The sequence below is a fragment of the Burkholderia sp. ZZQ-2 genome (assembly GCF_050768715.1).
GTDB classification, from domain to species: Bacteria; Pseudomonadota; Gammaproteobacteria; order Burkholderiales; family Burkholderiaceae; genus Burkholderia; species Burkholderia cepacia.
Genome location: NZ_LDVA01000185.1, coordinates 19366 through 30261, shown reverse-complemented (window position 1 = coordinate 30261; position 10896 = coordinate 19366). Strand labels below are relative to the sequence as shown.

The following is a 10896-nucleotide window of genomic DNA, read 5'->3' as shown; positions in this document are numbered from 1 at the left end:
CCGCCGCCGTTACCGCCGCCCGGACGGCCGCGGCCGCCGGTGCCGCCGTTGCGCGGGGGGGCCTTGCGCGGCTCGAAACCTTCGATCACGTTGACCGGCAGCGGCGAGCGCACGAAGCGTTCGATGCGCTTGAGCGCGCCCTGTTCGGCGTGGTGCACGAGGCTCACCGCGGTGCCCGAACGGCCCGCACGGCCCGTACGGCCGATACGGTGCACGTAGTCTTCCGCGAACTTCGGCAGGTCGTAGTTGAACACGTGCGTGATGCCCGGGATGTCGATGCCGCGCGCCGCGACGTCGGTCGCGACCAGCACGCGCACACGGCGTTCGCGCAGCGCACGGATCGTGCGGTTACGCGCGCCCTGCGGCAGGTCGCCGTGCAGCGCGGCCGATTCGAAGCCTGCGTCGGCGAGACGGCCGGCGAGCTGGTCGGCATCGATCTTGGTCGCCGTGAAGATGATCGCCTGGTCGAGCGCGTCGTCGCGCAGCAGGTGATCGAGCAGGCGATCCTTGTGGTCGCGGTCGTCCACGTAGTGCACGGTCTGCGCGATGTTCGCGCGCGACTCGAGGCGCTGCTGGATCTCGATACGCTCGGGATCCTTCAGCAGGCGGCTCGTCAGCGAACCGATCTTGCCGTCGAGCGTGGCCGAGAACAGCATCGTCTGGCGCGTCGCGGGCGTCGCGGCGACGATCGTTTCGATGTCGTCGATGAAGCCCATGTCGAGCATGCGGTCGGCTTCGTCGAGCACGAGCATCTTCAGCTCGGACAGGTCGATACGGCCGCGTTCGAGGTGATCGAGCAGACGGCCCGGCGTGGCGACCAGGATTTCGGGGTTCTTCGCGAGCAGCATCAGCTGCTGGCCGTAGGCGACGCCGCCGAGGATGCTGACCGTGCGCAGGCGCTTCAGGTGCTTGCCGTAGGTCGACGCGGCGGTGGTGACCTGCATCGCGAGTTCGCGGGTCGGCGTCAGCACGAGCAGGCCCGGGCGCGCGACGGGTTGCGGGCGGCGCGCACGGCGGTCGCCCTGGTTCGGTTCACGCGGCGCGCGCGGTTGCTGCGCCTGTGCCTTCTGGAGCTGCGCGAAACGTTCGATCGCGGGCAGCATGAATGCAGCGGTCTTGCCCGAACCGGTCGGGCTCGAGACCAGCAGGTCACGGCCGGCGATGCCGGCCGGAATCGCGCGCTGCTGGACCGGCGTCGGCTTCACATAGCCGGCGGCCTGCAGCGCGGAGACGATCTCCGGCGACAACCCGAGCGACGCGAAGCTCGGCTCGTCCGACGCCGGTTCGACCGCGGCCGGTGCGGCGGCGTCGTCGAGACCGAGCGCCTGGTCGGCGATCGCGTTGAGCGGGCTGGAGTTGATGCTCGAAGTCATAACAATCCTTGAAACACAGTGGGTGAAACGTCGGCGCCAATCGCGCATACCCAAGTCGTCGGATTCAGCGAGCAAATCGGGAAACGGGTGCAATCCGCCGAACCGTCGGCGGATGAGGCATTAGAAGCTGTTTTGGGTGCGGCGCGCTTCAGGAGCGGGGCCGCCAGCCTGATAAGTGACGACCGCGAAGGTCGAAGCAGGAGGGGACAGGTTCTAAACCGGATTGGAGCTTAACGCTACGAGGCGTCGGGCCGGAACGGCTTGCGAGCCGAGCGCGGAGATGACGCAGCCAGCATTATAAAGAGATTTGCTGCGCTGCGCCACTGATTTGATTGCCTATTGCGACCGGGGGCGGCCGAAGGCTATTCGGTCAGGATGCCGTGCCGTTCTTCAGCGATTCGACGAGTTCGATGTACTGCTGCTTTGCCGCATCCTGCGACGTGCCCTTCAGCGCATCCCATGCGTCGTACTTGTATTTGCCGACGATGTCGGTGAAGCCCGGCTTGTCGCCATGGGCGTCGCCGTCGGTCGCCTGCTTGAAGAGCGCGTACAGGCGCAGGAGGGTCAGGTTGCCCGGCCGTTCCGTCAGTTGCTTGACGTCGATCTGGGCCTGGTCGAATTGGGCGGTGAGTTCGCTCATCGGGTGTCTCCGTAAGGGTTTCAGGTCGGGCGATCTTAACAAGCGGACCGCCGCGCGGGGTCGAGCGATCCTTCCAAACCGCCGCCGGGCGTGCGCGTGCGCACGGATCGGGCCCGATCGCCCGTGGGAGCGGGGTGCCGCATTACAATGTCGCCCATGACGCAAACAGTGCTCCTCGCCATCGATACATCGACCGAATACTGCTCGGTCGCGCTGCTGCGCTCGGCCCAGGCCGATGACGCCGTTTCCATCCCGCAAACCTGGGTCCGCCACGAGCTGACGGGCGCCGTGTCGAGCACGCGCGTGCTGCCGGCAATTCAGGCGCTCTTCGCCGAATCGGGGCTGACGCTCGCCGATTGCGACGCGATCGCGTTCGGCGCGGGCCCCGGCTCGTTCACGGGCCTGCGCACCGCGACGGGCATCACCCAGGGGCTCGCGTTCGGGCGCGGGCTGCCGGTCGTGCCGATCGGCACGCTGCTCGCGTGCGCCGAGCACGCGCGGCTGCGCGCCCCCGGTACGACCCGCGTCCTCGCCGCGCTGGATGCGCGGATGGACGAAGCCTACTGGGCGGACTTCGCGTGGGATGAAAGCGCCGGCGACTGGCTCACGCTGCATCCGGCATCCCTCGATGCGCCGGGTGCGGTCGGCGTGCCCGATACGCCGTTCACGCTCGCGGGTAACGCGGCCGCCGCGTTCGGCGCGCAGTTGCCGGCCGCGGCGCACGCGGCCGTGATCGACGGCGACGCGATGCCGCACGCGCTGGCGGTTGCCCATGCCGCGCTGCGCGCGTTCCGCGCCGGCCGTGCGGTGCCGGCCGACCAGGCCGCACCGGAGTACGTGCGCGACAAGGTGGCACAGACGACCGCCGAGCGCGTCGCGGCACGCGCCGCTCAGGCAGGCGGAGCGAAGGGATGACGGGCGTACTGCTGAGCGACCGCTACCTGGCGCCGATGACGGATGCCGATCTCGATGAGGTCGTCGCGATCGAGCACGTCGCGTACGAGTTCCCGTGGAGCCGCGGCAACTTCGAGGATTCGTTGCGCAACGGCTACCTGGGCGTGTGCCTGCGGCACGTGACGGGTGCGCTCGTCGGCTATTGCGTGCTGATGCCCGTGGTCGACGAGATGCACCTGCTTAATCTGTGCGTCGCGCCGGCCGCGCAGCGCGCGGGTGCGGGCCTTGCGCTGCTGCGCGAGGCTGTGCGCATTTCGCGCGCGGAGCGGCTCGACGGCGTGCTGCTCGAGGTGCGGCCGTCCAATCCGCGCGCGATCCATCTGTACGAGCGCTTCGGCTTCGTGACGATCGGTCGGCGCAAGAATTACTACCCGGCGAAGCACCACAGCCGGGAAGACGCGATCGTGATGCGTCTGACGCTGAACAAGGATGAGGGGGACGCGCATGGCATGGGCTGAAGCGGCGCTCGAGGAAATGGGCCTCGCGCAGATCTGGGTGCGGCGCGGGCAGGGCGCGAATGAAGGCGCGGACGCGGGCGCGGCAGTCGAAGCGCCCGCCGCGGCGCAAACGGGGGCGGAGAACGCCGCACCTGCCGTCGTTGCGACCGAGCGACCTGCGCGCACCGCGCGTATGCCGGTGCAAGACGAGGCGACGCCGGCAGTGGCGCGGAGCGTCGATGTTCCGCCGGTTCGCGAGCCTGACGCCCCGGCGCACCGCGTCGACGACGGCGATCGCGTGCGCGCGCGCGCCGCGCCGGTCGCATCGGCCGACACGATGCCGCCGATGGACGATGCGCCGCCTGCCGGAGCCGACGATTTTGCGTGGTTCGATGCGGCGCCGCCGGGCGATCCCGCGCCGGCGGCCCCATTGCGACGCGCCGAAACCCCGGTTGCGACACTCGACTGGGACGCGCTGGCTGCGCGCGTGGCCGACTGCACGCTCTGCCGGCTGTGCGAGAAGCGAACGAACACCGTGTTCGGGGTCGGCGACCGCGAAGCAGACTGGATGCTGATCGGCGAAGCGCCGGGCGAGAACGAGGACAAGCAGGGCGAGCCGTTCGTCGGCCAGGCCGGCAAGCTGCTCGACAACATGCTGCAGTCGCTGTCGCTCCAGCGCGGCGACAACGTGTACATCGCGAACGTGATCAAGTGCCGGCCACCCGGCAACCGCAACCCGGAGCCGGACGAGGTCGCGCGCTGCGAGCCTTATCTGCAGCGCCAGGTCGCGCTGGTGAAGCCGAAGCTGATCGTCGCGCTCGGCCGTTTCGCCGCGCAAACCCTGCTGAAGACGGATGCGAGCATCGCGTCGCTGCGCGGCCGCGTGCATGCATACGAGGGCGTGCCGGTGATCGTGACCTACCACCCGGCATACCTGTTGCGCAGCCTGCAGGACAAGTCGAAGGCATGGGCCGACCTGTGCCTCGCACGCGACACGTTCCGGCGCGCGGAAGGCGCCGACGTGAACGGGCCGGCCGGGCAATGACGACGGGTGCGGCGTGCGCATTCGTCGATACGCTGCATGACGCCGCGGTTCGCGATCTGGGCTGGTTGCTTGCCAGCCCGAGCCTCCTCACCGCGGTACCGGGAGCGCCGCTTGCGCGCCCGTGGCCGGATGCGGCCGGGCAGTCGGCCGTCCACGCATGGCTTGCCGCGCTCGATGCGCAGCCCGGGCCGCTGCATCGTGCGCTCGACGGGTTCCGGCCCACCCGGCTCGGCCGCTACGCGGAATGCCTGCTCGAGTATTTCCTGACGCACGGCCCGTCGCTGCGGCTCGTCGCGGCCAATCTCCCGCTCCGCAGCAACGGCAAGACGCTCGGCGAAGTCGATTTTCTCGTCGACGCGCCGGGCGGTCAGCGCCTGCATTGGGAACTCGCGGTGAAGTGCTATTTGTGCGCGCCGGTACGCGACGGTGCATCGCTTGCCGACTTCGTCGGCCCCAATCTCGTCGACCGGTTCGACCGCAAGCGCAGCCGGCTGCTCGATCACCAGTTGCGCCTCGGCGAACACGACGGGTTTGCGCGGCTCGGCTACGGCGCGCCGTCCGACGCGCAGATGTTCATCAAGGGCTGGTTGTTCTATCCGCACGGCGAGCCGTTGCCGCCGGTGTCCGCCGAAATCGCGCCGGATCACCCGCGCGGATTCTGGCTGACGCACGCGCAGTGGCCGGCGTGGGCGGCCGCGCAGCCCGCCGGCGCCGCATGGAGTGTGTTGCCGAGGCTGGCGTGGCTGGCGCCGCGGCGTGCCGCCGCCGATACCGGATTCGAGCCGGAACCGCTGGCGGCCGCTCTGGAACTGCCGCCCGTGTTGACGACGCGCGAGGCGCCCGCGCTGATCGGCATTCATGAAAAGGGCGGTGACGACACCTGGCGCGAACGGGCGCGCGGGTTCGTCGTGCCGGACGACTGGCCGGTGCGCGCGCAGGCGTTCGCGGCGCAGGATCACTGACGCCGCGTCAGCCGGCGCTTACCACCAGCGATGGAAGTGATGGACGGGGCCGACGCCGTGGCCGACGTCGAGGTGGCCGCTCGCGGCGATCGCGCCGGTCAGGTAGGTCTTGGCTTCGCGCACCGCGCTTTCGAGGTTGGGCTGTTGCGGCAGCAGCGCGGCGATCGCCGACGACAGCGTGCAGCCGGTGCCGTGCGTGTTGCTGACCGGTACGCGTGCACCGTCGAGCCGCACGGTGCGCGCCGCTTCGACGAGCCAGTCGGGGCTCGCGGACGCGTCCGGCAGGTGGCCGCCTTTCATCAGTACGGCACGCGCGCCCGTCTGTAGCAGGGCCCGGCCTTGCCGGACCATGTCGTCTTCCGTGGTGGCGGGCACGTCGTTCAGCAGCGCGGCCGCTTCGGGCAGGTTCGGCGTCACGACCGTCGCGAGCGGCAGCAGCGCATCGCGCAACGCGTCGACGGCGTCGGGCGCCAGCAGCGCGTGCGAGCTCTTCGAGATCATCACCGTGTCGAGTACGACGAAGCGTGGCGTATAACGCCGCAGCGCGTCGGCGACCGCGTGCACGATCGCGGCATTCGCGAGCATCCCGATCTTGACCGCATCGATGCGGATGTCGCTGAACACCGCGTCGAGCTGTGCGGTCACGAACGCCGCGTCCGGCGCATGCACGCCCGTTACGCCGCGGGTGTTCTGGGCGGTCAACGCGGTGATCGCGCTGGCACCGTAGGCGCCCAGCGCGGAGAACGTCTTCAGGTCGGCCTGGATGCCTGCGCCGCCGCCCGAATCGGAGCCGGCAATCGTCAGGATGTTGGGTATCGGGTGCGTCATCGGGGCAATGCGCCGGTTCGGAGACCGGCACCGGCGGACGGGAACGGGAAGTGTAGCGTCAGTGCCGCGATTCGCCGATCAGCGCGACCGAGTCGAACTGGCGCTGGTTCGCCTGGTGGCGGCGCATCACGAGCCACATCGTCAGGCAGACGAACGTACCGAACAGGACGATCACGACGCCGACCGGCACGTCGAGCCACACGAGCACCGCATACAGGCACAGCATCACGAGCACCGACAGGTTCTCGTTGAAGTTCTGCACCGCGATCGAGTGGCCGGCCGACAGGAGCACGTGGCCGCGATGCTGCAGCAGCGCGTTCATGGGAACCACGAAGTAACCGGACAGCGCGCCCACGCACATCAGGAAGATGTACGCGATGATCAGGTACACGGGCATGCGCAGGTGGCCGAAATGCACGGCCCAGTGCGGCGGGAACAGGTCGCGCGTGTAGAACGCCATCAGCATCACCGCGATGCCCATGACGATGCCGACGGGCAGCACGGTCAGCGACTTCTTCAACGGGATCCGGGCCGCGGCGGCGATTGCGCCTGCCGCGACGCCGACCGCGACCACGGCCTGGAGGATCGCGCCTTCCGACAGCGACATGCCGAGCGAGACTTCAGCCCACTTCAGCACGATGAACTGCAGCGTCGCACCCGCACCCCAGAACAGCGTCGTGACCGCCAGCGAGATCTGGCCGAGCTTGTCGCGCCACAGCACCATGAAGCAGTCGGCGAAATCGGTGAGGAGCTTGACCGGGCCGCGTTCCTGCTTCGGGTAGCGGGCGCCGGTATCGGGAATGCGCAGGTTGAACAGCGCGGCGACCACGTAGATCGCCATGATGATCGCCATCGCCGCTTCGGCGGGCGTGCCGATCCAGGCGGGGGTATGCGCGATCACGTGCGACGCGATGTGCGGGCTGATCAGCGCACCGCCGAGCACGGTGCCGAGGATGATCGAGCTGACGGTCGTGCCTTCGATCCAGCCGTTGGCGGCGACCAGCCGGTCGGCCGGCAGCAGCTCGGTGAGAATGCCGTATTTCGCGGGCGAGTAGGCTGCCGCGCCGAAGCCGACGATCCCGTACGCGATCAGCGGGTGGGCGCCGAACAGCATGATCATGCAGCCGACCACCTTGATCGAGTTGGTGATGAACATCACGCGGCCCTTCGGGCGCGAATCCGCGAACGCACCGACATACGCCGCCAGCACCACATAGGACAACACGAAGAACAGCTTCAACAGCGGTGTCATCCAGTTGGGGGCGTGAAGGTCTTTCAGCAGGGCGATGGCGGCGATGAGGAGCGCATTGTCGGCCAGCGACGAGAAAAACTGCGCGGCCATGATGGTGTAAAAACCTTTTTTCATCTGATGCGATGCTTTCGTCGCTGCGGCAGGGCCGCGTAGGCCGCCTGGTATGCGATCGGCTTATTCCGTTCGAAATGGGTTGTGCGCACGGCTTTATAACATGAAAATACGCCAATTCGGACTAGCAAGATTCCCCGATCGTTCCGCAAGTTGTCGGCTTCAGTGCTCAAAAGGCGCGGTAAGCTGATGATTCGCAAGCGTCTTTACGTAAATTTCCCATGCCGCGCCCGATCTCCGCCACCATCCACACCGCCGCTCTCGCGAACAATCTCTCCGTCGTCCGCCGCTTTGCCGGCCCGTCCAAGGTCTGGGCGGTCGTCAAGGCGAACGCGTACGGGCACGGTCTCGCCCGCGCGTTTCCGGGCCTGCGCGGCACCGACGGCTTCGGCCTGCTCGACCTCGACGAGGCAGTCAAGCTGCGCGAGCTCGGCTGGGCCGGCCCGATCCTGCTGCTGGAGGGGTTCTTCCGCTCGACCGACATCGACGTGATCGACCGCTACAGCCTGACGACGACCGTCCACAACGACGAGCAGATGCGGATGCTGGAAACGGCGCGGCTGTCGAAACCCGTCAACGTGCAGCTCAAGATGAACAGCGGGATGAACCGGCTCGGCTACCTGCCGGAGAAATACCGCGCCGCGTGGGAGCGCGCCCGTGCGTGCCCTGGCATCGGCCAGATCACGTTGATGACCCATTTTTCGGATGCGGACAACGAGCGCGGCGTCGCCGAGCAGCTCGCGACGTTCGAGCGCGGCGCGGAAAACATCGCCGGCGCGCGCAGTCTCGCGAACTCGGCCGCCGTGCTGTGGCATCCGGACACGCATTTCGACTGGGTGCGCCCGGGGATCGTGCTGTACGGCGCGTCGCCGTCGGGGCTGTCGTCCGACATCGCCGACACGGGGCTGAAGCCGGCGATGACGCTCGCGTCCGAACTGATCGCGGTGCAGACGATCGCGAAGGGCCAGGCGATCGGCTACGGCTCGACGTTTTCCGCGCAGGCGCCGATGCGGATCGGCGTGGTCGCATGCGGTTATGCGGACGGCTATCCGCGGGTCGCGCCCGAAGGCACGCCCGTGATCGTCGACGGCATCCGCACGCGGATCGTCGGTCGCGTGTCGATGGACATGATTACCGTCGACCTGACCCCGTGCCCGCAAGCCGGCGTCGGCGCGCGGGTCGAGCTGTGGGGCAATGCATTGCCGATCGACGACGTCGCCCGCCATTGCGGCACGATCGGTTACGAGCTGATGTGTGCAGTCGCCGGCCGCGTGCCCGTGCGCGCGGAATAAGGGCGTCGCGCGTGGCCAAACAGAAAACTGTATACGTCTGCAGCGAGTGCGGTGGACAGACCCCGAAGTGGCAAGGGCAATGCCCGTCGTGCCAGGCCTGGAATACGCTCGTCGAATCGGTTCCTGAAACGCCGTCGGCCCATCGTTTCCAGTCGCTCGCGAAGCGTGCGCCCGTGCAGCGTCTCGTCGACATCGAAGCAGCCGACGTGCCGCGCTTCTCCACCGGCATCGGCGAATTCGACCGCGTGCTCGGCGGCGGGCTCGTGCCGGGCGGCGTCGTACTGATCGGCGGCGATCCGGGTATCGGCAAATCGACGCTGCTGCTGCAGTCGCTCGCGGACATCGCGAGCGAGCGGCGCGCGCTCTATATCAGCGGCGAGGAATCGGCTGCGCAGATCGCGTTGCGCGCGCAACGGCTTGCGCTGCTCGACGGCGGTGCGCCGGCAGACGAACTGAAGCTGCTCGCCGAGATCCAGCTCGAGAAGATCCAGGCCGCGATCGACACGGAGCGGCCGGACGTGGCCGTGATCGACTCGATCCAGACCGTCTACTCGGAAGCGCTCACGTCGGCCCCCGGCTCCGTCGCGCAGGTGCGCGAATGCGCGGCGCAGCTCACGCGCATCGCGAAGCAGTCGGGCACCGCGATCATCATGGTCGGGCACGTGACGAAGGAAGGCAATCTGGCCGGCCCGCGCGTGCTCGAGCACATCGTCGACACGGTCCTGTACTTCGAAGGCGACACGCACTCGTCGTTCCGGCTCGTGCGCGCGTTCAAGAACCGCTTCGGCGCGGTCAACGAACTCGGTGTGTTCGCGATGACGGAGCGCGGGCTGCGCGGCGTCGCGAATCCGTCCGCACTGTTCCTGTCGCAGCACGAGCAGGTCGTGCCCGGCTCGTGCGTGCTCGTTACACAGGAGGGCACGCGCCCGCTGCTCGTCGAAGTCCAGGCGCTCGTCGACACCGCGCACGTGCCGAACCCGCGCCGGCTCGCGGTCGGCCTCGAACAGAACCGGCTCGCGATGCTGCTCGCGGTGCTGCACCGTCATGCGGGCATCGCGTGCTTCGACCAGGACGTGTTCCTCAATGCGGTGGGCGGCGTGAAGATCACCGAGCCGGCCGCCGACCTCGCGGTGCTGCTCGCGATCCATTCGTCGATGCGCAACAAGGCGCTGCCGAAGGGGCTGATCGTGTTCGGCGAAGTGGGGCTGGCGGGCGAGATCCGGCCGTCGCCGCGCGGGCAGGAGCGGCTGCGCGAGGCCGCGAAGCTCGGTTTCACGTCCGCGTTGATCCCGAAGGCGAACGCGCCGAAGCAGCCGATCGAAGGGCTGAACGTGATGGCCGTCGATCGGCTCGAGCAGGCGATCGACCGCGTGCGCGATCTCGAGTGACCGGCTGCACGGGCACGCGGGCCGGGCCCGCCGGCGATCTGGCGCGTAATTCGTTGTAAAGAATATGTAGGCTTCTGTAACCCGCCGGACATCGCTTTTCCCTATCCTTTGCCGGATTGTCGAACCGCGCAATGCGAAGGGAACCTATGTTGAAATCCTATGGGGAAGCGCCGGGCGGACGCCTTTACAACCTGCGCGGCTGCCGCGTGTCGGAGCCGATTCGCCAACCCTGGGGCGGTGGATGCCGGATCGTCGAGTGGATCGACGAAGAGGGGCGCCTCGCGCGCAAGGTCGTGTCCGAGGACGTGACGGAAGCGGAAGTCGCTGCCGCGATCCGGCGGCCGACCGAAGGGCGCCGGTACCTGATGGGCGACGACGAGCAGATGCCGCGCGATACGCTGCCGCGCCGCTGAGCCGGCAGCCTGGCGGATGGCCGGCGAACCGGGTGACGACGGTAGTGAATGAACAGGCCGGGACTGTGCGCCCGGCCTTGTCGTATCCGGGCCCGAAGAAGGACGGATGGGCCTGTAGAGGTGTCGAGATATCAAGGTGCTGCGGTGCCGAGGCAGCCGGCACGCCGGGCTGGCGTACCGGCCGGTTGTGCCGCGACAGCG

The 10896-nt window shown here is 68.4% G+C and carries 11 protein-coding genes; 7 read left to right on the top strand and 4 right to left on the bottom strand.

The genetic code is table 11. The features are described 5' to 3' along the window. A partial coding sequence (locus ABY44_RS12520) for a DEAD/DEAH box helicase (protein ID WP_431641255.1) occupies positions 1-1373 on the bottom strand: 1373 nt, incomplete at its 3' end. Positions 1374-1743: 370 nt separating this feature from the next. Next, positions 1744-2013, bottom strand: a complete 270-nt coding sequence (locus ABY44_RS12515; protein WP_011352486.1) for an acyl-CoA-binding protein — start codon at positions 2011-2013, stop codon at positions 1744-1746. Between the two features lie 147 nt (positions 2014-2160). On the opposite strand from ABY44_RS12515, the gene tsaB reads away from it, so the two are divergent. The 4 genes from tsaB to ABY44_RS12495 are packed head-to-tail and all read left to right on the top strand — an operon-like array spanning position 2161 to position 5411. Beyond that, positions 2161-2928: a tRNA (adenosine(37)-N6)-threonylcarbamoyltransferase complex dimerization subunit type 1 TsaB gene (gene tsaB, locus ABY44_RS12510; RefSeq protein WP_060170446.1), complete on the top strand. Its 768-nt coding sequence runs from the start codon at positions 2161-2163 to the stop codon at positions 2926-2928. Beyond that, on the top strand, positions 2925-3425 hold the full coding sequence (rimI, locus tag ABY44_RS12505; protein ID WP_060170445.1) for a ribosomal protein S18-alanine N-acetyltransferase: 501 nt from the start codon (positions 2925-2927) through the stop codon (positions 3423-3425). The genes tsaB and rimI overlap by 4 nt, the downstream gene beginning before the upstream one ends. After that, positions 3412-4449, top strand: coding sequence for a uracil-DNA glycosylase (locus tag ABY44_RS12500; RefSeq protein WP_060170442.1), 1038 nt, complete (start codon positions 3412-3414; stop codon positions 4447-4449). The genes rimI and ABY44_RS12500 overlap by 14 nt, the downstream gene beginning before the upstream one ends. Next, a complete protein-coding gene (locus ABY44_RS12495) occupies positions 4446-5411 on the top strand; it encodes a DUF1853 family protein (RefSeq protein ID WP_060170440.1) in 966 nt (321 codons plus the stop codon). Before ABY44_RS12500 ends, ABY44_RS12495 begins: the two co-directional genes overlap by 4 nt. Positions 5412-5429: 18 nt before the next feature. Here the strand turns inward: ABY44_RS12495 and thiD are convergent, their stop codons facing one another. Together thiD and lplT are read right to left on the bottom strand one after the other, a co-directional pair. Further along, positions 5430-6239: a bifunctional hydroxymethylpyrimidine kinase/phosphomethylpyrimidine kinase gene (thiD, locus tag ABY44_RS12490; RefSeq protein WP_060084332.1), complete on the bottom strand. Its 810-nt coding sequence runs from the start codon at positions 6237-6239 to the stop codon at positions 5430-5432. Between the two features lie 58 nt (positions 6240-6297). Beyond that, entirely contained in the window at positions 6298-7605 is a 1308-nt protein-coding gene (gene lplT, locus ABY44_RS12485) for a lysophospholipid transporter LplT (RefSeq protein WP_027787074.1), read from the bottom strand. A 218-nt stretch (positions 7606-7823) separates the two neighbouring features. Here lplT and alr point away from each other — a divergent pair, with 218 nt between their 5' ends. The 3 genes from alr to ABY44_RS12470 all read left to right on the top strand — a co-directional run bounded on the left by alr (position 7824) and on the right by ABY44_RS12470 (position 10695). Beyond that, entirely contained in the window at positions 7824-8894 is a 1071-nt protein-coding gene (gene alr, locus ABY44_RS12480) for an alanine racemase (protein WP_021159086.1), read from the top strand. A gap of 11 nt (positions 8895-8905) precedes the next feature. Beyond that, positions 8906-10282 (top strand): DNA repair protein RadA, encoded by a 1377-nt coding sequence (gene radA, locus ABY44_RS12475; protein WP_027787075.1) that lies wholly within the window; start codon positions 8906-8908, stop codon positions 10280-10282. A gap of 146 nt (positions 10283-10428) precedes the next feature. Continuing rightward, positions 10429-10695: a DUF2866 domain-containing protein gene (locus ABY44_RS12470; protein ID WP_021159088.1), complete on the top strand. Its 267-nt coding sequence runs from the start codon at positions 10429-10431 to the stop codon at positions 10693-10695. Positions 10696-10896: the final 201 nt, after the last annotated feature.

Coding starts and splice junctions, on each gene's coding strand:
- ABY44_RS12495 (WP_060170440.1), top strand. CDS start 4,446: ATGACGACGGGTGCGGCGTGCGCATTCGTCGATACGCTGCATGACGCC.
- ABY44_RS12515 (WP_011352486.1), bottom strand. CDS start 2,013: ATGAGCGAACTCACCGCCCAATTCGACCAGGCCCAGATCGACGTCAAG.
- lplT (WP_027787074.1), bottom strand. CDS start 7,605: ATGAAAAAAGGTTTTTACACCATCATGGCCGCGCAGTTTTTCTCGTCG.
- ABY44_RS12500 (WP_060170442.1), top strand. CDS start 3,412: ATGGCATGGGCTGAAGCGGCGCTCGAGGAAATGGGCCTCGCGCAGATC.
- tsaB (WP_060170446.1), top strand. CDS start 2,161: ATGTCGCCCATGACGCAAACAGTGCTCCTCGCCATCGATACATCGACC.
- thiD (WP_060084332.1), bottom strand. CDS start 6,239: ATGACGCACCCGATACCCAACATCCTGACGATTGCCGGCTCCGATTCG.
- ABY44_RS12470 (WP_021159088.1), top strand. CDS start 10,429: ATGTTGAAATCCTATGGGGAAGCGCCGGGCGGACGCCTTTACAACCTG.
- alr (WP_021159086.1), top strand. CDS start 7,824: ATGCCGCGCCCGATCTCCGCCACCATCCACACCGCCGCTCTCGCGAAC.
- rimI (WP_060170445.1), top strand. CDS start 2,925: ATGACGGGCGTACTGCTGAGCGACCGCTACCTGGCGCCGATGACGGAT.